Source organism: Catenibacterium sp. co_0103 (assembly GCF_004168205.1).
GTDB lineage: Bacteria > Bacillota_I > Bacilli_A > Erysipelotrichales > Coprobacillaceae > Catenibacterium > Catenibacterium mitsuoka_A.
Genome location: NZ_RCYB01000040.1, coordinates 1 through 19,139, shown reverse-complemented (window position 1 = coordinate 19,139; position 19,139 = coordinate 1). Strand labels below are relative to the sequence as shown.

20 protein-coding genes are annotated in these 19,139 nt (G+C 32.9%); 15 read left to right on the top strand and 5 right to left on the bottom strand.

The genetic code is table 11. The features are described 5' to 3' along the window. The 6 genes from EAI80_RS07870 to rnmV form a co-directional block, all read left to right on the top strand. Positions 1–573, top strand: a 573-nt coding sequence (locus EAI80_RS07870) for a transposase (protein ID WP_129981605.1), incomplete at its 5' end; no start/stop codon positions are given. 136 nt (positions 574–709) lie between these two features. After that, entirely contained in the window at positions 710–1,624 is a 915-nt protein-coding gene (locus tag EAI80_RS07865; RefSeq protein WP_202976622.1) for a Fic family protein, read from the top strand. Positions 1,625–1,812: 188 nt separating this feature from the next. Next, positions 1,813–2,571, top strand: coding sequence for a 4Fe-4S binding protein (locus EAI80_RS07860; RefSeq protein WP_129981604.1), 759 nt, complete (start codon positions 1,813–1,815; stop codon positions 2,569–2,571). Between the two features lie 231 nt (positions 2,572–2,802). Continuing rightward, entirely contained in the window at positions 2,803–7,029 is a 4,227-nt protein-coding gene (locus tag EAI80_RS07855; protein WP_129981603.1) for a 2-hydroxyacyl-CoA dehydratase, read from the top strand. Between the two features lie 11 nt (positions 7,030–7,040). Further along, positions 7,041–7,361 (top strand): hypothetical protein, encoded by a 321-nt coding sequence (locus EAI80_RS07850; protein WP_129981602.1) that lies wholly within the window; start codon positions 7,041–7,043, stop codon positions 7,359–7,361. 9 nt (positions 7,362–7,370) lie between these two features. After that, positions 7,371–7,895, top strand: coding sequence for a ribonuclease M5 (rnmV, locus tag EAI80_RS07845; protein WP_129981601.1), 525 nt, complete (start codon positions 7,371–7,373; stop codon positions 7,893–7,895). 23 nt (positions 7,896–7,918) lie between these two features. Here rnmV and EAI80_RS07840 read toward each other — a convergent pair whose 3' ends face one another. Further along, positions 7,919–8,296 carry a DUF6120 family protein gene (locus EAI80_RS07840; protein WP_129981600.1) on the bottom strand — a complete coding sequence of 126 codons (378 nt, stop codon included), beginning with the start codon at positions 8,294–8,296 and terminating at the stop codon, positions 7,919–7,921. Next, positions 8,289–8,627: a PadR family transcriptional regulator gene (locus EAI80_RS07835; RefSeq protein ID WP_129981599.1), complete on the bottom strand. Its 339-nt coding sequence runs from the start codon at positions 8,625–8,627 to the stop codon at positions 8,289–8,291. Before EAI80_RS07835 ends, EAI80_RS07840 begins: the two co-directional genes overlap by 8 nt. Positions 8,628–8,787: 160 nt before the next feature. Between EAI80_RS07835 and EAI80_RS07830 the strand changes: the two genes are divergently transcribed. Next, on the top strand, positions 8,788–9,027 hold the full coding sequence (locus EAI80_RS07830; protein ID WP_129981598.1) for a hypothetical protein: 240 nt from the start codon (positions 8,788–8,790) through the stop codon (positions 9,025–9,027). A 23-nt stretch (positions 9,028–9,050) separates the two neighbouring features. On the opposite strand, the gene EAI80_RS07825 is transcribed toward EAI80_RS07830, so the two are convergent. Continuing rightward, positions 9,051–9,548 carry a transcription repressor NadR gene (locus EAI80_RS07825; RefSeq protein ID WP_238634505.1) on the bottom strand — a complete coding sequence of 166 codons (498 nt, stop codon included), beginning with the start codon at positions 9,546–9,548 and terminating at the stop codon, positions 9,051–9,053. A gap of 84 nt (positions 9,549–9,632) precedes the next feature. Between EAI80_RS07825 and rsmA the strand changes: the two genes are divergently transcribed. The 4 genes from rsmA to EAI80_RS07805 all read left to right on the top strand — a co-directional run bounded on the left by rsmA (position 9,633) and on the right by EAI80_RS07805 (position 13,746). After that, on the top strand, positions 9,633–10,451 hold the full coding sequence (gene rsmA, locus EAI80_RS07820; protein WP_129981596.1) for a 16S rRNA (adenine(1518)-N(6)/adenine(1519)-N(6))-dimethyltransferase RsmA: 819 nt from the start codon (positions 9,633–9,635) through the stop codon (positions 10,449–10,451). Further along, positions 10,448–11,314, top strand: coding sequence for a 4-(cytidine 5'-diphospho)-2-C-methyl-D-erythritol kinase (gene ispE, locus EAI80_RS07815; protein WP_129981595.1), 867 nt, complete (start codon positions 10,448–10,450; stop codon positions 11,312–11,314). Before rsmA ends, ispE begins: the two co-directional genes overlap by 4 nt. A gap of 69 nt (positions 11,315–11,383) precedes the next feature. Next, the gene (gene glmU, locus EAI80_RS07810; protein ID WP_129981594.1) at positions 11,384–12,781 is read left to right on the top strand and encodes a bifunctional UDP-N-acetylglucosamine diphosphorylase/glucosamine-1-phosphate N-acetyltransferase GlmU; all 1,398 of its coding nucleotides are present in this window, start codon (positions 11,384–11,386) and stop codon (positions 12,779–12,781) included. Positions 12,782–12,795: 14 nt separating this feature from the next. Further along, the gene (locus EAI80_RS07805; protein ID WP_129981593.1) at positions 12,796–13,746 is read left to right on the top strand and encodes a ribose-phosphate pyrophosphokinase; all 951 of its coding nucleotides are present in this window, start codon (positions 12,796–12,798) and stop codon (positions 13,744–13,746) included. Positions 13,747–14,527: 781 nt separating this feature from the next. Here the strand turns inward: EAI80_RS07805 and EAI80_RS07800 are convergent. After that, entirely contained in the window at positions 14,528–14,839 is a 312-nt protein-coding gene (locus EAI80_RS07800; protein ID WP_129981592.1) for a hypothetical protein, read from the bottom strand. A gap of 301 nt (positions 14,840–15,140) precedes the next feature. Here EAI80_RS07800 and EAI80_RS07795 point away from each other — a divergent pair, with 301 nt between their 5' ends. After that, positions 15,141–16,151 (top strand): aldose epimerase family protein, encoded by a 1,011-nt coding sequence (locus EAI80_RS07795; RefSeq protein ID WP_129981591.1) that lies wholly within the window; start codon positions 15,141–15,143, stop codon positions 16,149–16,151. Continuing rightward, entirely contained in the window at positions 16,151–17,431 is a 1,281-nt protein-coding gene (locus EAI80_RS07790; protein ID WP_129981590.1) for a galactokinase family protein, read from the top strand. Before EAI80_RS07795 ends, EAI80_RS07790 begins: the two co-directional genes overlap by 1 nt. 46 nt (positions 17,432–17,477) lie before the next feature. Here EAI80_RS07790 and EAI80_RS07785 read toward each other — a convergent pair whose 3' ends face one another. Beyond that, positions 17,478–17,987 carry a hypothetical protein gene (locus tag EAI80_RS07785; RefSeq protein WP_129981589.1) on the bottom strand — a complete coding sequence of 170 codons (510 nt, stop codon included), beginning with the start codon at positions 17,985–17,987 and terminating at the stop codon, positions 17,478–17,480. Between the two features lie 419 nt (positions 17,988–18,406). Between EAI80_RS07785 and EAI80_RS07780 the strand changes: the two genes are divergently transcribed. Together EAI80_RS07780 and EAI80_RS07775 are read left to right on the top strand one after the other, a co-directional pair. Continuing rightward, positions 18,407–18,745, top strand: coding sequence for a hypothetical protein (locus EAI80_RS07780; protein ID WP_129981588.1), 339 nt, complete (start codon positions 18,407–18,409; stop codon positions 18,743–18,745). Beyond that, the gene (locus EAI80_RS07775) at positions 18,729–19,034 is read left to right on the top strand and encodes a phage holin family protein (protein WP_238634503.1); all 306 of its coding nucleotides are present in this window, start codon (positions 18,729–18,731) and stop codon (positions 19,032–19,034) included. Before EAI80_RS07780 ends, EAI80_RS07775 begins: the two co-directional genes overlap by 17 nt. The last annotated feature ends 105 nt before the right edge of the window (positions 19,035–19,139 follow it).

The window sequence follows — 19,139 nt, the reverse complement described above, 5'->3', positions numbered from 1 at the left end:
AGTGATACAATGGCTGACAAGGCAATAGAGTATTCTAAAACCATCTATTCAGGATGTGATAAGGATGATATTGAAGTATTAATTCTTCAGAGATTAATCAAGAAATTAAAAGAAGATATGGCAGAAGCTGAAAGAACCATTGGTGAAATGATTAAGCTCGCACAGGAACTACCTGACTTTAGTATAATCAAATCTATTCCAGGTATTGGAGATAACCTAGCTGCACGTATTATTGCAGAACTAGGCGATATGACAAGATTCAAAAAGAAGAATGAGTTAGTAGCTTTTGCCGGACTGGATCCAAGAATTAGTGAAAGTGGAAAGAATGACGGAGATCATATGCATATTACTAAAAAGGGGAATAAACGATTAAGATGTTTATTATATCTGGCTGTAACGTGTTCTATAAGGCTTAAAAGAGATGATAATAGTATTAAGGATTTCTATATAAAGAAAAAGCAGCAATCAAACCCGATGTGTTCGAAAGCCGCCAAGACTGCATGTGCCAGTAAATTAGTACGAATAATTTATAGCATGTGCAAAACTGGTGAGTTATACCAGTACAATAAATAACAACCAAATTATACACCTAAACCACCCTGAAAAAAAGCGCTTTTTCTTCAGGGGTTTTCAGCATGCAGTAAAAACCATAAAAAAGTATTGATATATTTTTTAAATTTTTACTTGATTTCTATTATCCAATTTTCTTATGATTAAGGTGACAATAACTAATGATATTTTAAATTCAATTATAGAAATAGAACTGAACAGATATAAGATATCGTTAGTAGAATTATCACAGAACGTTTTGAATAAACTTCGTAAAAATTCAAAGATAAAAAGCTCTTATGCTTCAAACAAGATTGAAGGAAATCCTTTGTCTGAAAAACAGGCAGAAGAAGTCATTGAAAGTGATGAAAGAAAACATTATTTGAAGCCAGACCAGGAAGTAAGAAATTATTTTCTTGCATTGAATTATCTAGAAGAGAAGTTGAATAATAAAGAAAAGTTATCAAAAAAACTAATTTTAGATGTTCAGAAGTTAGTTGAAAAAGGTGCTCCTAAAGAAAAAATAGGCTTTAGAGGGCCTATGCCACCAGGAGTATTATTTGCGGTATATGATTCTAAGACAGGAAATCCGGATTATATTCCACCAGAATATAGTGATGTTCCAGGATTACTGGATGAGTTGATAGAGTATGTCAATACTACTGATGATCATCCATTGATTGTTGCAGCAGTTGTACATTATCAATTGGTAACTATTCATCCATTTGAGGATGGTAATGGAAGAACTGCAAGATTATTATCGGGATATATTATGGATTTAAATGGGTATGGTTTTAATGGAATTGGTTCACTGGAAGAGTATTTTGCATATGATGTAAATGAATATTATGACTCTATTCAAATGGGGTTACCTGCATTGTATTATTCTGGAAGAGAGAATCCACCACATCCTGAAATTTGGATTAATTACTTTCTGCGAATGGTAAAGCTGTATTCTAGAAAAGTATGTGATCTACAATTATCTTCTGAAGAGGAAGATATTGCAGGAAGTTTATCTTTCTTAAAAGAGAGAGAAAGAATTATTAGTATTGTTGATTTCAAGTTATCGAGGTGAGTTTACTCCGATAGAAGTGAGTAAACAATTATCAGTCACAAATAAGACAGTTATTAATAGATTGGCAGGTTTAGTGAAGAATGGATTTGTGATTCCAATATTAGTTAATAAGAGAATCCGTTCCTACAAACTAAGTGAATTTACGATAAATCACGAAAGGAAAATTAAGGAGCAGCTGGGTAAAAAATATGATGAATAAGTATAGAATTATGTTCAGTCCAACAGGAGGAACTGAAAAGGTATCAAAATCAATCACAAAGAATTGGGGTTATGTAGAAGATATAGATCTTTCAGTTGTAGATAAGAATTATCAAGATATATCATTGACAGAAAATGATATTGCAGTGATTGCCATGCCTTCTTATGCCGGACTAGCACCACAAGTCGCATTAGATAGACTTGCTAAAATCAATGCACATAATTGTAAATGTGTCATTGTTGCGGTATATGGAAATAGAGTATACGAAGATACACTTATTCAAATGGAAGATTATGCACGTATTGCTGGATTTGATGTCATTGGGGCTATATCAGCCATTGCTGAACATTCTATTTTCCATCAATTTGCGACAGGAAGACCGAATGAGAATGATTGTCATCAATTAGAGGAATTTGGTGATCAGATTCTAGAAAAAGCATCTAATAAGATTAATGCTAAACCGAATATTCCAGGTCATAGACCTTATAAGAAAGCAGGTGGAGGAACGATTCCTCAAGCAAATACCTTATGTACAAAGTGTGGCTTATGCGTAGTAAAATGTCCTACAGGTGCAATTAGTAAAGAAAACCCACAAGTGACAGACAAGGATAAATGTATTTCATGTATGCGTTGTGTGGCTGTTTGTCCAAAACAAGCAAGAAGTCTAGATCAAGAGAAGATGGCAGTCATAGAAACAGCAATCGCAAAGGTTTGTTTAATTAGAAAAGAGTGTGAATTATTTATATAATTGAATAGTAGATCATACAAAAGAGGACGAGATAGGATGATATTTTTATCCTTCCTTCCTCTTTTTGACTTTGTTAGACAAGCATTGTACTTTTCCTTACAAATAGTTAAATTTTGTGTATTTATCGTTATATTTTATAATTTTATTATGCAAAAAACTAGATTATTTCTTAAAATTCGTTTAATATAGGTTCGATATAATACTCAAAAAAAGAGAGAAGGATGTGGAAATATGAAATATTATTTAGGAATTGATGTAGGATCTACAACTGTAAAACTCTATTTGACAGATGAGAATGATAAATGCTTGTTTTCTAAGTATACAAGACATTTCTCAGATGTTAGAAAAACAATCTATGAGTTATTAATTGAAGTAAAGAACCAGATGGGTGATATTGATTTATATCCCGTTATGACTGGTTCAGGAGGTTTATCTCTTGCAGATAAGCTTGGTATTTCTTTTATACAGGAAGTTATTGCGTGTACAAAGACAGTAGAAACATATATTCCACAAACTGATGTTGTTATAGAACTTGGTGGAGAAGATGCCAAGATTACTTATTTTGAAGGACAGCTTGAACAGCGTATGAACGGTACTTGTGCAGGAGGTACTGGGGCATTTATTGACCAGATGGCTACTTTATTAAAGACTGATGCTGCTGGTTTAAATGAATATGCGAAAAACTATAAGACAATCTATCCTATCGCATCACGTTGTGGTGTCTTTGCAAAAACAGATATTCAGCCTTTAATTAATGAAGGTGTATCTAAAGAAGATATTGCGGTATCTATTTTCCAGGCAGTTGTCAATCAGACTATTTCTGGTCTTGCCTGTGGTAAACCTATTAGAGGGAATGTTGCATTCTTAGGTGGTCCACTATATTTCATGGATCAGTTAAGAGAACGTTTTATTGAAACATTAGGTTTAACTGAAGATGAAATCATCTTCCCACAGAATTCACAGCTATTTGTTGCTATGGGAGCATGTTTAAATGCGAAAGAAAAAGTAGAAAATCCATTAAACATTTCTAAGATTATTGAAGACTTAGAAGGTCTTTCAGATTCTCTTACAGAACTTACAAATGTCTTAGAACCATTATTTAATGATGAAGCAGAATTAAAAGAATTCAGAGAAAGACACTTTACTCATATCACTAAGAAAAGAACACTTAAGAAATATAAAGGTAAAGTATTCTTAGGTATCGATGTTGGTTCTACAACATCTAAGATCATCATGACTGATGATCAGGGTGCTATCTTATATTCTTTCTATAGTTCTAATGAAGGAAATCCATTACAGTTAATTATGAGTCTGATGAAGGAAATCTATCAGATGCTTCCAGAAGGATGTTATATTGCGAAAGCAGGTGTTACTGGTTATGGTGAAGCCCTTATTAAAGCTGCTTTAAAGGTGGATATTGGTGAAGTAGAAACAATTGCCCATTATACTGCCGCAAAAGCCTATGAACCTGATGTAGATTTCATTCTTGATATTGGTGGTCAGGATATGAAGGCTATTACTATTAGAGATAACGTCATTCAGAACATTTCATTAAATGAAGCATGTTCTGCAGGATGTGGTTCATTCTTAGAAACATTCGCAAAATCATTAGGTTATAAGATTGAAGAATTCGCAGAACTTGCATTAAAGTCTAAACACCCTATTGATTTAGGTTCTAGATGTACAGTATTCATGAACTCAAAGGTAAAACAGGCACAAAAAGAAGGTGCTTCTGTAGAAGATATCAGTGCTGGTTTATCTTATTCAGTTATCAAGAATGCATTATATAAAGTAATTAAGCTAAGAAGTAAAGAAGATATTGGTAAGCATGTTGTTGTACAGGGTGGTACTTTCTATAATGAAGCTGTACTACGTGCATTTGAAAAAGAAACAGGTATTGAAGTAGTAAGACCTGATATCGCAGGATTAATGGGTGCCTATGGTATGGCCCGTATTGCGATTGAAAATGATGACAATGAACCTTCTACTATTCTTTCATTAGAAGAAATAGAAGCACTTGACTATGATACGAAGATTAGAAACTGTGGTAAGTGTACAAATAACTGTATGTTAACTATTACATCATTTAATGATGGTAGAGAATATATTTCAGGTAATAGATGTGAAAGAGGGGCTAACCTTCCAATGACATCTAAAAAGTTACCTAACCTCTATGATTATAAATATGGTCGTATCTTTGGTTATAAATCACTTTCTAAAGATGATGCAAGAAGAGGAGAAGTGGGTATTCCTAGAGTACTTAATATGTATGAGAACTATCCATTCTGGCATACATTCTTTACTCAGTTAGGCTTTAGAGTTGTCTTATCTGCAAGATCTTCTAAGAAAATCTATGAAAAGGGTATTGAATCTATTCCATCAGAAAATGCCTGTTATCCAGCAAAGATTTCTCATGGACATATTGAAAACCTAATTGAAAGAGGTATTCCTTTTATCTTCTATCCATCAGTAGCATATGAAAGAAAAGAATATGAAGATGCAGGTAATAACTATAACTGTCCAGTTGTTGCTTCTTATCCAGAAGTTATTAGAAACAATGTAGACAGCTTAGAAGAAAAACATGTGAAATATAAGAACCCATTCTTATCTTTAAATAACCCTAAGACATTATTTAAGGTAATGAAGGAATCTTTAGCTGAATATGATATTTCAGATAAGGAAATGCATAATGCGATTGATAAGGCTTATCAGGAATTAGCACGTGCAAGAAAAGATATTGAAGTAAAGGGTCAGGAAGCATTGGAATGGATGCATAAAAACCATAAGAAGGGTATTGTCCTTGCAGGACGTCCTTATCATGTGGATCCAGAAATCAACCATGGTATTGCCAGCTTAATTACAAGTGAAGGTTTCTGTGTATTAACAGAAGATTCTGTATGTAATTTAAATAAAGAAAACTTAGATTTACGTGTAGTAGACCAGTGGACATATCATTCTAGACTCTATCGTGCTGCAGAATTCGTAACAACTCAGCCAGATCTTGAACTTATCCAGTTAACATCATTTGGATGTGGATTAGATGCAGTTACAAGTGACCAGGTGGCTGAATTATTACAGGCAAGAGGTAAGATTTATACACTTATTAAGATTGATGAAGCCTCTAACTTAGGACCAATCAGAATCCGTATTAGATCACTTAAAGCAACAGTAAAGAAGAAAGACAATACTGTGCACTTAGAAAATAAATATGAATCTGAAAAAGTATCATTCACAGAAGAAATGAAGGATGATAGATGGAGTATTTTATGTCCTCAGATGTCTCCTATTCATTTCCAGTTTGTAGAAACTGCAATGAATTCAGAAGGTTATAACTTTGTCGTATTACCTTCTGTAGATAAAGATGCTGTAGAACAGGGATTAAAGTATGTCAATAATGATGCATGTTATCCAAGTATCTTAGTAACAGGTCAGATGATGAATGCCTTGAATTCAGGTAAGTATGATCCTCATAAGGTGGCATTGATCATCTCACAGACAGGTGGAGGATGTCGTGCAACAAACTATATTGCGTTTATTAGAAAAGCATTAAAGGATGCACATATGGATTATGTACCTGTTATTTCAGCAAACTTACAGGGATTAGAATCTAACCCAGGCTTTAAGATTACTTATAAGGTGGCTAAGAAGGTTATTATTGGGGCTATGTATGGTGACTTATTCATGAGAGTCTTATATCGTGTAAGACCTTATGAAAAGGTGAAAGGTTCAGCTAATGAATTATATGAATCATGGGTAGAGAAGTGTAAAGAAAACGTTGAAAATGGTTCTATGAAGGAATTCAAGAAGAACGTTTATCAGATTGTAAAGGAATTTGATGAATTACCACTTCTAGATATTAAGAAACCTAGAGTAGGTCTTGTAGGAGAAATCCTTGTAAAATTCCACCCTACTGCCAATAATGAGATTGTAAAGATTATTGAAGAAGAAGGCGCAGAAGCAGTTATGCCAGATTTAATTGACTTCTTCCAGTATTGTTTCTACAATACTCAATATGAACATGAACATTATGATGCAAGCTGGAAATCAGTTAAGTTATGTAATGTAGCAATTAAACTCGTAGACTTTTTAAGAAAAGATATGATTAAGGCATTAGAAGCATCAAATCGTTTTGATGCACCACATCCTATTGATCAAATTGCAAAGAAAGCAAGTGAAGTTGTTTCTATTGGTAACCAGACAGGTGAAGGATGGTTCTTAACTGGTGAAATGATTGAACTCATTGATGAAGGTGCACCAAATATTATATGTATGCAGCCATTTGCCTGCTTACCTAACCATGTAACAGGTAAGGGTGTCATTAAGGCATTAAGAAGAAAATATCCACAATCTAACATTGTTGCGATTGATTACGATCCAGGGGCTAGTGAAACTAACCAGCTTAACCGTATTAAATTAATGTTATCAACAGCATTTAAGAACATGGAATCATCTAAATAGTGGAGGAAGATATGGAAGATGGACATTCCACCCCGCCCTCGCGAGGTAGGGCTATTCTAGGCTTTATAAGATCAAAACTGAATTATAATAAGATTTCTGTATTAAAGAAATTAGCCTGTAAGAATAACCCTGTAATATATAGACGTGTATTACAAGAATTAGGCGACTACAAGTATAAAAAGAAGCCTGTGAAGGATATAACCCTTTCACAGGCTGATTATGATACATGCTGTCTTATACTCACTGTAATGGTTGAGAAAGATTTCGATTATTATTATGATCAGGGAGATGTCAAGCGTACAATAGAACGTATGATTGACTTGCTGAGTTAGGAGACTATTGTGATAAAGATTAAAGAAGTTGTTGTAGTAGAAGGTAAAACAGATACAGCAACACTTAAACAGTTATTTGATGTAGATACAATTGAAACATCTGGGTCAGGAATCAACGAAGATATTCTATCTCTCATTAAAACTGCTGCCAAGACACGTGGTGTCATTGTCTTAACAGATCCTGATTATCCTGGTACACAGATTAGAAATAAAGTCATTCAGGCTGTTCCTAATGCAAAGCATGCCTTTGTCGCAAAAAAAGATGCCAAGGGTGTGAAGAAGCTTGGTATTGCGGAAGCAAGACATGATGCAATTATTGAAGCATTAGAGAATGCAGTCACATTTAGTGATGCTAAAGAATCTATTTCATGGGATGAATTTATTGATCTAGATGTATTAGGAAATAAGAAGAGAAGACTACAGGTCTATGATGCCTTTCATTTAGGTTATGGTAATGCGAAAGCATTATTTAAGAGATTGAATATGATGGGTATTACAAAAGAAGAAGTACTTAAAGCATTAAAGAGTCAGTAGACATTATCTGCTGACTCTTTCTTTTACTGATCTGTTATTGTATATTTTATTTCTCCTACACCTGAATATTTTGAATTTCTATAGACATCATACCAAAGAAGACCAAACCATAGCGCAAGTAATGTACAAAGGATACAAAGAAAAATAATGAACTTCTGGAACACTTCTTTTAGTTTCATTCTTTGAATCAAATAGTTCTCATCACTATTCTGGATATATTCAACTACTATATCCTTTGGTTCACCAAAATGTTCTACAATATCTTCATATGAACAATCAGGATGGTCATCCATGAATTCTTTTAAATGTTTCTTTAAATCAAGAAGATAGAATTTCTCTTTATTTGTATGCATGGGCATAATAGTCCAAATATTGTGAATATATTGTTCTGTATTATTCATAAGATTCTCTTAAAGATTCCTTAATCACATTATGGATTCCATCCACGGCTTGATTAAATTCATTAATCATTTCTAATAGCTTTTCTTTACCCTCTTCTTCTATATGATAATAGACTCTTATTTTGCGTTCTATTACCTTCTCATAACTAGAAATATAGTGTGCATCCTGTAATTTATAGAGAATAGGATACATAGTGCCTTCTTTAATATCTATGAGTTCATGAGAGTAAGTTTTAATCTGTTTCGTTATTTCATACCCATAACAATCCTGCTTCGCAATAATACATAGAAGAAGCATATCCAGTTTGAAAAATTGATTCTTTTTGGCCATATTAATCGATCCTCAACATTCATACACTTATATTATACTTTGTGTTTTAAAACTAGCAATACATAGATATACTATGTACAAAGTGTAATATTCATGATATTATATGTACGTGGAAACGTTTTCAATAAAATCGTATTTATATTAATCGGAGGGATTATTTATGCTTAGCTCTAAAGAGAAGAAGTTCATTATCTGTTTTGTGATTTATGTGGCATTATTTATTGCATCGGCTTTTTACCCTGATGGAGTTACTCTTTATTTCGGTTTAGGTAGTATTCATATTGCGATTTCTTCACTACCTACAATATTCTGTTCTAATTTAGTTTTACCATTTATCGGAAACACATTATTACTCATCTATTTCTTTAAAGATGAAATCAAAAACTTCTTCACGATATAATAAAAAGGCTGTTCACCACAGCCTTATTTTAATAGTATGTGCTTTTCATCCAATGCTTCTTTAATACGTTCTAATGTTTCTTCATCAGGTGCTGTAATTGTATGCAAGTGAACACCATCCGTTAATAGAGAAAGAGGCGCAATATCATTATCTTTAACTGCAGACATGAATTTAGATACATCATAACGTGAATATATATGAAGATTTCCTTTGATTTCTCCATAAAGAGGATGTTCTACTATTACATCTTCAACCTTACCACCTAAATCTACAATAGTATTTAATTCTTCTTCTAATTGATCGTTATTATGCTTTACTGCAATCGTATAATGATTACTCCTATTTGTATCTAATATATATCCTCTAGGTGTAGCAGTAATATCTTCTCCCGATGCTCTTAGTAATGCAACATCTCCTACAATAATCTGCCTAGAAACACCTAATTCTTTCGCAATTTTACTTGCTGAAACAGGTTTATCACTATTACTTATTATTTCTATTATTTTTGTTTTTCTATCCATATACATCACCTTTTTGACCATTATAAAAGAATTTTTCAGGGAACTCAATGGTCTTTTCTTTACATATCCTATATAATAAATGATATGGAAAATATCGCAAAAAAATCAAATACAGAATTTATATTAAATACATTTAACTTAAAGCCTTCTAAGAAATATGGACAGAACTTCTTAGTAGATCCAGGTATTATTCAAAGTATCGCAGATCATGCTTCGCTGGATAAGGAGACAGCAGTTATTGAAATAGGACCTGGTATAGGCGCTCTTACAGAACAGCTCTCTAATAAAGCTGGTAAAGTATTATGTTTTGAAATAGATGAACGTTTAAAAGAAGTATTATCATTCTCTTTAGAAGGACGTGATAATGTAGAAATCATCTTCCAGGACTTCATGAAAGCTGATTTAGAAGAAGCATGTAATAAACTAAAGGACTATAAGGATATCTGTGTTGTCACAAATCTTCCCTATTATATTACATCTAAAATCATCACAAAGATTGTGTCTTCTTCTACACCTATTAATCGTTTAGTCGCTATGGTACAAAAGGAAGTTGCACTAAAGCTCTGTTCTGAAGAAAAGAGTCCTTTAAAGATGATGATTGATTATGTAGGAGATGTTCAATATGAATTGAATGTGCCTAGACATGTATTTATGCCAGCACCTCATGTAGATAGTGCTGTTATTTCTATTCATAAAGAACGTGTTATATCACAGGAATTGATTGATCTGATTGAAGCAAGTTATACTGCAAAAAGAAAAACACTCTATAATAACTTAAAGCCTTTATATCATGATCAGACAAAAGAATTATTAGAATCATGTGGTATTCCTGCCAATAAACGTGCTGAGGAATTAAACATTGATGACTATATAAGAATACTAGAAAGGAGTCATACACTATGAAGATTCGTGCTTACGCGAAAATAAACCTTGCATTAGATGTAGTAAGTGAAAGAGAAGATGGATATCATGAATTAAATATGATTATGGCCCCTATTGGTCTTCATGACTTAATTCTTATTGATCCTATTGAAAAAGGTATAGAAATTACTACAAACACTTACCGTGTACCTACTGATGAACGTAACATCATGTATAAGGTGGCTGATGCATTAATCAAGAAGTTTGATATCCAAAGTGGTGTAAGAATCCACTGTTATAAGCATATTCCTTCACAAGCTGGAATGGGTGGAGGAAGTGCCGATGGTGCAGCTATCTTCCGTGCAATGAACAGCTTATTCCATTTACGTATGTCTTATCAGGATATGTGTGAAATGGGTAAAGAGATTGGTGCAGATATTCCATTTTGTGTATGGAATCGTATTGCGGTTGTAGGTGGTATTGGTGAAAATCTACATTTTATTGATCGTTCACGTTTTAATTGTCATTTATTGATTGTAAAACCTAAGAAAGGTGTTTCTACAAAGAAATGTTTTGATGATTTAGATATCGAAACAGCTGTTCATCCAGATATTGACTTAATGAAGCATGCAATTGAAAAGAATGATTATCAGGGTGTTGTAGATTGTTTAGGTAATACTTTAGAAGCGCCTTCTATTAAGATGGTACAGGATATTCAGTCTATTAAGGATGATATGATGAACTTTGGTTTTGATGGTGCTCTTATGTCAGGTAGTGGTTCATCTGTTTTTGGTATGACTCAAGATTCTGAATTAATTGATAAAGTGCTTCCATATTTTAAAAAGAAATATAGTTTTGCAGTAAAAACACAGATTTACTATCCAGAGAAAAGGAAAAAGGGATAACTTGCGCCTTTTCTCTTTTATTTTGAATTGAATTTTGCTAGAATGTAGGGGAAAAAAGGAGATATGTCGATGAAAGTTTATGCAGTTGTCTTAGCAGCGGGTAAAGGCACTCGTATGAAATCAGATGCACCTAAGGTTGTTCATGAAGTTTTATATAAACCAATGATCAATCATGTGGTGGATGAATTAAAGAAGTTAGATATCGCAGAAACAGTCGTTGTTGTTGGACATGGGGCTGACCAGGTCAAGGCTTTGTTAGATAACGACGTCACTACTGTCTTACAGGAAGAGCAGAAAGGCTCTGGACATGCTGTCATGATGGCAGAAAGTGTTCTAGGAGATAAAGAAGGTATGACTCTTGTATTAAATGGAGATGCACCTTTAATTACTGCGGAAACATTACAGGGACTTATTGATTATCATATGAATGGTAAGAATAGTGGTACTGTGATGACATGTGATTGTGACTTGTCACTTCCATTTGGTCGTATTATCAAGGAAGATGGCCAGGTAACAGGAATTGTAGAATTCAAAGACTTACAGGAATCTCAGATGGGTATCACTGAGATGAACGTAGGTGAATACTGTTTTGATAACAAATCAATGTTTGAAGCTTTAAAGAAAGTAACAAACAACAATGCTCAGGGTGAGTATTATATTACAGATTTAATTGGAATCATGAATGAAGAAGGCAAGAAGGTTGATGGCTATAAGATTCAGGATTTCAGTGAAGTAGGTGGCATTAATGACCGTGTTCAGCTTGCTGAAGCAACTAAGTTACTTCAGAAGAGAGTAAATAAGAACTGGTTATTAAATGGTGTAACTATTGTAGATACTGATAACACATATATTGGTACTGATGTTGTGATTGGTAAAGATACAATCATTGAACCAGGTTGTATTATCAAGGGACATACTACTATAGGGGCACACTGTCATATTGGTCCTTATTGTGAATTTACAGATGTAGATATTAAGGATAATGTGGAAATCAAGTTCTCAGTATTAAGCGATTCTATTGTAGAAAGCGGTACTGATATTGGTCCTTATGCAAGACTAAGAACTAATTGTCATATTAGAGAGAATGTACACATTGGTAACTTTGTGGAAATGAAGAAAGCTGATTTTGGTAAGGGAAGCAAGTCTGCTCATCTTACTTATATCGGTGATGCTAAAGTAGGCGATGGCGTTAATATTGGTTGTGGTACTATCACAAGCAATTATGACGGTAAGAATAAGTCAATGACTGTTATTGGAAACAATGCATTTATTGGATGTAATTCAAATCTCGTTGCACCAGTGACTGTTGGTGAAGGCGCATTTGTTGCAGCTGGATCTACTGTAACAGAAACTGTAGAAGATGGCGCAATGTCTATCGCACGTGCTAGACAGGTGAACAAACCTGGCTATGCAAAGGTTTTAGAAGAAAAACGTATGAAGATTTATAACGAAAGAAACAAGAAATAAAAAAGGGGACACATATGAAAAACAAAATTACAGTATTTTCTTTATCTTCAAGCAAGAAATTAGCTCAGGATATCGCAAGCATTTTAGGTACTAAGGTTGGAGACTGCAAAGTTCATCACTTCGCAGATGGTGAAATCTTATGTGAAATCGGTGAATCTGTTCGTGGTAAGGACGTATTCATTGTTCAGTCTACTTCTAATCCAGTAACTGAAAACTTAATGGAAATCTTAGTATTAACTGATGCTTTAAAACGTGCTTCTGCTCGTGAAATTACTGCAGTTATTCCATATTTCGGATATGCTAGACAGGATCGTAAAGCTAAACCTAGACAGCCAATCACTTCTAAGTTAGTTGCAGACTTATTAACTACAGCTGGTGTTAACCGTGTTGTAACTGTTGACTTACATGCAGCTCAGATCCAGGGATTCTTTGATATTCCAGTTGATGAAATGCAGGCTTTACCACTATTAATCAAATACTTCCGTAAAAAGAAGGTTCAGGATTTATGTGTTGTATCTCCTGACCACGGAGGAGCTACTAGAGCTCGTAAGATGTCTGAAGCATTTGACTGCCCTATCGCTATCATCGATAAGAGAAGACCTAAACCAAACGTTGCTGAAGTTATGGGTATCATCGGTAATGTTGAAGGTAAGAACTGTATCTTAGTTGACGATATGATCGATACAGCTGGTACTATTACAGCTGGTGTTGATATGTTAAAACAGAAAGGTGCTAAGGATGTATATATTGCATGTACTCATGGTGTACTTTCTGGACCTGCTATTGAAAGATTATCTACTTGTGCTGCAAAAGAAGTTGTTATTACTAACACTATCGAAATTCCACAAGAAAAGAAATTTGATAAACTTGTTTCTGTATCTGTTGCAGGATTACTTGCACATACAATTGAAAACATCGAAAACGATTTACCAGTTAGTGACGTATTCACTCAGTATGATTGTTAATGTAGAGGACTCATTATGAGTCCTTTTTTAGACCAAATATATGAAGCGAAATAAGTAAACTGCTCCTGTGGTTTCTATGCAGTAACGACTTGACTATGAAGTGGTTAAGTGTTAGAATTCATATGAATTCAGAAATCAAACTGCATTAAACGAAAAGGTAAGGATCGGCTAATCCTTACCTTTTCTAACTTTTAGAGTGAGTTAACACTAGGCTAGTTATCGTTTGAAAAATTCGTCTAACCATTTGCAGATGTAGTAGGTAAGAACACCCACCATGACGGTTATGAAAAAGTCGAACATCAAACTATAAGCATATGAAAATGAAGTGAAATAATTACTTATATCATTTTTATGTTACTATGACTTATATCGTTTTTATGCTACGACGACTTGACTATGAAGTGGTTAAGTGTTAAACTTCAACTGAATTCAAAAAACAAACTGCATCAAACGAAAAGGTAAGGATCCACCAATCCTTACCTTTTCTAACTTTTAGAGTGGGTTAACACTAGGCTAGTTATCGTTTGAAAAATTCGTCTAACTATTTGCAAATATAATATGTAAGAACACCTGCCATGACGGTTATGATAAACTCAAAAAAAATGTATCACCCCCCCTTTCAAGGAGGACGATATCAAACTAGATATGAGACAAGTAGTGAATTGGAAAAGTGCATTAAAAACATAGTACGTAAAAATATCCTCCTGGTTACCTACCTAGAGGATATTTTCATTTCTACTTAAGTGCTTTTTTATTTAGTGTCCTTAACACGGGGTCCACATTAATATACTCTTTTTCTTAATACTCTATAGAGGATGATTGAAAGGATAGGAATCATTAAATATATACCAACAAGGATAGCCATATTAAAGAGTATAATCCAGACTCTCTCTTCCATATATAAGCTTATTGATGTGACAACAGTGCTATAGTGCAGTACAGATATTGCGATTACTTCTACAACTATGAGAAGGTAGAAAAACTTTGGCATTTTAGCTTTAACTAATAAGAATGTAAGTAACAGCGATACAACTAATAATGGTAGAACCTTGAGCAATAAAGCGCTATAAAAAGCCAGTAAGAAATGCATCATTTTATTCACCTCGATTCTATTAAAACTTTTTCCTATTATGTTACATCTTAAATGCTAGGTTATCCAATCTCTTCTACTACTTAAATAATATATTATTATTATTATTATTAAATAGTCTACATTTCTTGCATAAGAGACATATTTTCTTGCGTAAAAGACATACGCTCTTTACAACTCATAGAAAAGTCTATTAAATCTTCACTTTTTCTAGAAAGCGTATACATAATTATTCATAACATGATAAAATATATAGAGTAATAGGTATGAATTATCTATGTTTCCGAAGATGAGGTGAATAAATGTGATAGAAGTAATAGAAAAAATTGGAAATATTGAAAATTTATCATTAAAGAACGATAAGATGGAAGTTGTTGTCTCAACATTTGGCTGTACTATTATTAAGATGATTATTGAAGATAAGAATGGAGTAAAAGGTGATGTTGTATTAGGTTATGATGACTTTAATCAATATCAGACTCTAGATGCTTATCTAGGTGCATTAGTAGGTAGAGTTGCGAATAGAATAGGAAAAGGAACATTTGAATTAAATGGTGAAACATATCATTTACCTATTAATAATGGTCCTAATAGCTTACATGGTGGTATTAAAGGATTTAGTTATCAGATTTTTGATTATGAAATCTTAGATGACTATACTATTAAGTTTACTTATCATGCAAAGGATGGAGAAGAAGGTTATCCAGGTAATATGGATTTTAGTGCTACTTATCATTTAGAGGGTACTACATTAACTATTTCTTATCATGCTACGAGTGATAAGGACACTTTAATTAATATTACTAACCATTCATATTTCAACTTATCAGGACATAAACATAATATTTATGATCATACTTTAAAGATTGATGCTGATTATTATGAACATGTAGATGCAGATGGTCTTGCTACAGGTGAAAAGGAAGCTGTAGAAGGTACTCCATTTGACTTTAGAATACCTGCAAAGATTGGTGAACGTGTAGAAGTAGATCATCCACAATTAAAACTTGGTAATGGTTTTGACCATCATTTCTTCTTTACTACAGATAAGAACCAGGTTGTATTAGAAGATGAAGAAAGTGGTAGAAGATTAACAGTATCCACTACTTTACCAGGAGCACAGATCTATACAGCAAACTATCTAGATGGACGTATTGGTAAGAATGGAGAACCTTATAATGCGAGAGATGCAGTATGTATTGAAACACAGAACTTACCAGACGCTATTCATATTGAAAAGAATCCAAGCACTATTTTAAGAAAGGGAGAAACATTTGATGCACAGACATCTTATTGTTTAGAGGTAATTAAATAATGAAACTTGCAACACAGATTATTGAAGATATTAAAAATGGTCAGGCAGATGCTTTATTAACTGATATTTATGTAGATGAGTCTTTATTAGATACTCAGAAAGAAAGATATATTGCAGCTATTGAAAAGTTCATCTCACTTTATGGTGATAAGGAAGTAGAAGTATTCTCAGCACCAGGTAGAAGTGAAGTATCTGGTAACCATACAGACCACCAGCATGGTGAAGTATTAGCTGCTGCAATTAACTTAGATATTATTGCGATTACAGCACCTAGAGATGGTGAAATTAAGGTATTATCTGATGATTATGACTTAAAGGCTGTAGCTTTAGATGACTTAGATAAGAAAGCTGAAGAAGAAGGTACTTCAGAAGGATTAATTAGAGGGACTCTTGCACGCTTTAAGGAATTAGGTCTTCATATTGGTGGTTTTGAAGCTTATATGACAAGTGAAGTATTACAGGGTTCTGGTCTTTCTTCATCAGCAGCATTTGAAGTCATGATTGGTACTGTATTATCAGGTTTATATAATGATATGACAGTGAGTCCAGTATTGATTGCACAGATTGGTCAGTATACAGAAAACGTATATTTTGGTAAACCATGTGGATTAATGGATCAATGTGCAAGTTCAGTAGGTGCTCTTATTCATATTGACTTTAAAGACAATGATCATCCTGTTGTAGAAAAAGTAGATGTTGATTTCTCTTCATTCCATCATAGTTTATGTATTGTAGATGTTCATGCATCTCATGCAGACTTAACTGATGATTATGCAGCCATTCCTACAGAAATGAAGGAAGTAGCACACTTCTTTGGAAAAGAATTCTTAAGAGAAGTATCAGAAGAAGAATTTAAAGCACATATTCCTGAATTACGTGAAAAGATGAGTGACCGCTGTGTCATCCGTGCATTACACTTCTTTAAGGAAGATGCAAGAGTAGAAAAAGCAGTATCTGCCTTAAAGAACAATGACTTTGATACATTCAAGTCAGTTATCAAATCATCAGGAGACAGTTCTTATAAATACCTACAGAATATCTATTCTAATCATGATGAAACAAACCAGGCAGTTTCTATTGCCTTAGGCTTATCTGAAGATATTCTAGGTAATAAAGGTGTATGTAGAGTACATGGTGGTGGATTTGCAGGTACGATCCAGGCCTTTGTAGAAGATGATTATGTAGAAACATATAAGACTGAAATTGAAAAGTATTTTGGTGAAGGTTCTTGTCATATTCTTAAAGTCAGAAAGTATGGCGGTAAGAAAGTAGAATTATAAGCATTAGAAAACCTCTTTGATATGAGAATCAAAGAGGTTTTCTTTACTATAGAATTGATTTTTTCCAAGTGATATTCTGCTTATCAAAAAATGCATGTAATCTCTCAATGTCTTCACTGCTGGCATTTTTCTTTTCAAAATAGATTTTAAAGCCTGCTTTACTTGTGAATAATACGACATCTTTAGTTTCTATTATGTTTTTTATATTCGTATATTTTATGGAAGCTTTATTTTCTACTGAGTCTACCACTGTAGTTAGTTTATCTTCATAAAAGACCAAGTCATAGATATATTCATCTGTCTGGAGTGACTTATTGCGATTTTTTATGATTATTTTTGATAGCATTCTTGGTTGAGAACATATAAGTATTAAATTAATAACACTTATTACACTGTAAATAACATGTCCTGCAGATAGATTCATAAACAAAGTAATCCATGAAAGACAGAATGCAATTATTAGGAATAATGTAAAGAATGTGGGAAAGAAGTGAAAGATGACTTTTTTGAGAGTTGGATAATCCAATTTATTATTTTTGACAGTTAATATTTCCATTTTCGATACCTCGCTATTCATAATATATTAATTTTAACACGTACCAATATCCGTTGCATTAAATATCGATGGTATATATTACAAATTCGGGCAAATTATGATTTCCTCTTTCGATTGATTATTTATTCTGATAAGAAAATCATTTCATGATCTTAGCTGTGCTTGTATACAGAATAGCTTTTTACATCCAATGGTGTATCAACTCGAACTTATATTTTACGGAAGTATTAAATCTAAATTCTATTTTGATTAACTGTCTGGATAATATGTTTAAATATACAGAACTAATAGTTGTGATAAACAGGAACAATTAATTTGAACTATTATAATAATCATAAAAGCACAATTGTGTCGATTAAATATAATATAATACATTTGTAAAACGTTTTACAATTTATAAGAAGAGGAGTAAGTAGGCAATGGTTTATTCTAATGAAGAAATTGAACTTACTCTAAACTTCTACTCTATTGCTAAAGTACATTTGGATAATTTAAATCAAGCAATACAGTTTAAAGAGTTGAATGATCACGAAAAGAATGAATATATGTTCTACTCACATATTGTATCTAAAGTTAATTATTGGTTAAAAGCACTATTACCAGATGAACTTGAAATTATTGCTTTGCGTAATTTTGAGAATAAAACATTTGATCTTATTTCTATTCATGTGGGTTATGCTAATCATAGTTCTATTGTAAGAAAATATAAGAGTATTATTAACAAAGTGAGAAAACTGAATAATGAACAATTTTGTTAAGAATATAGATGAAGTTTGTTCTATTGTATTATCTATTCTTACAATTGCTATGGATAAACATTGGATTTTATTTATGGTGCTATTACTGTTAAATATTCTTGATACATTAACAGGATGGATAAAATCAAGAATAAATAATAAAGAAAATTCAATGGCAGGATTGAAAGGAATTGCAAAGAAAGTAGCTCAATGGATATTAGTTTTATTGTCTTTTATAATTCCAGTATGTTTTGAAGAATTAGGAAATATAATTCACATCGATTTGGCAATATTAACGTTGATAGTGTAAAATATTTTGTGTAAATTATGATTTTTCAATTATAGAAAATGGACATATTTCCTAGTAAAATTAAGTCGACCAAAACATTAATCTAAGGAGATATGCCCATGAACT

What these genes read in the sequence shown, in the direction of transcription:
- EAI80_RS07825 (WP_238634505.1), bottom strand. Translation starts at nt 9,548, where the DNA reads ATGGATAGAAAAACAAAAATAATAGAAATAATAAGTAATAGTGATAAA.
- rsmA (WP_129981596.1), top strand. Translation starts at nt 9,633, where the DNA reads ATGGAAAATATCGCAAAAAAATCAAATACAGAATTTATATTAAATACA.
- EAI80_RS07805 (WP_129981593.1), top strand. Translation starts at nt 12,796, where the DNA reads ATGAAAAACAAAATTACAGTATTTTCTTTATCTTCAAGCAAGAAATTA.
- EAI80_RS07855 (WP_129981603.1), top strand. Translation starts at nt 2,803, where the DNA reads ATGAAATATTATTTAGGAATTGATGTAGGATCTACAACTGTAAAACTC.
- EAI80_RS07835 (WP_129981599.1), bottom strand. Translation starts at nt 8,627, where the DNA reads ATGGCCAAAAAGAATCAATTTTTCAAACTGGATATGCTTCTTCTATGT.
- glmU (WP_129981594.1), top strand. Translation starts at nt 11,384, where the DNA reads ATGAAAGTTTATGCAGTTGTCTTAGCAGCGGGTAAAGGCACTCGTATG.
- EAI80_RS07785 (WP_129981589.1), bottom strand. Translation starts at nt 17,987, where the DNA reads ATGGAAATATTAACTGTCAAAAATAATAAATTGGATTATCCAACTCTC.
- EAI80_RS07800 (WP_129981592.1), bottom strand. Translation starts at nt 14,839, where the DNA reads ATGATGCATTTCTTACTGGCTTTTTATAGCGCTTTATTGCTCAAGGTT.
- EAI80_RS07865 (WP_202976622.1), top strand. Translation starts at nt 710, where the DNA reads ATGATTAAGGTGACAATAACTAATGATATTTTAAATTCAATTATAGAA.
- EAI80_RS07780 (WP_129981588.1), top strand. Translation starts at nt 18,407, where the DNA reads ATGGTTTATTCTAATGAAGAAATTGAACTTACTCTAAACTTCTACTCT.
- EAI80_RS07840 (WP_129981600.1), bottom strand. Translation starts at nt 8,296, where the DNA reads ATGAATAATACAGAACAATATATTCACAATATTTGGACTATTATGCCC.
- EAI80_RS07790 (WP_129981590.1), top strand. Translation starts at nt 16,151, where the DNA reads ATGAAACTTGCAACACAGATTATTGAAGATATTAAAAATGGTCAGGCA.
- EAI80_RS07830 (WP_129981598.1), top strand. Translation starts at nt 8,788, where the DNA reads ATGCTTAGCTCTAAAGAGAAGAAGTTCATTATCTGTTTTGTGATTTAT.
- EAI80_RS07850 (WP_129981602.1), top strand. Translation starts at nt 7,041, where the DNA reads ATGGAAGATGGACATTCCACCCCGCCCTCGCGAGGTAGGGCTATTCTA.
- ispE (WP_129981595.1), top strand. Translation starts at nt 10,448, where the DNA reads ATGAAGATTCGTGCTTACGCGAAAATAAACCTTGCATTAGATGTAGTA.
- EAI80_RS07775 (WP_238634503.1), top strand. Translation starts at nt 18,729, where the DNA reads ATGAACAATTTTGTTAAGAATATAGATGAAGTTTGTTCTATTGTATTA.
- EAI80_RS07860 (WP_129981604.1), top strand. Translation starts at nt 1,813, where the DNA reads ATGATGAATAAGTATAGAATTATGTTCAGTCCAACAGGAGGAACTGAA.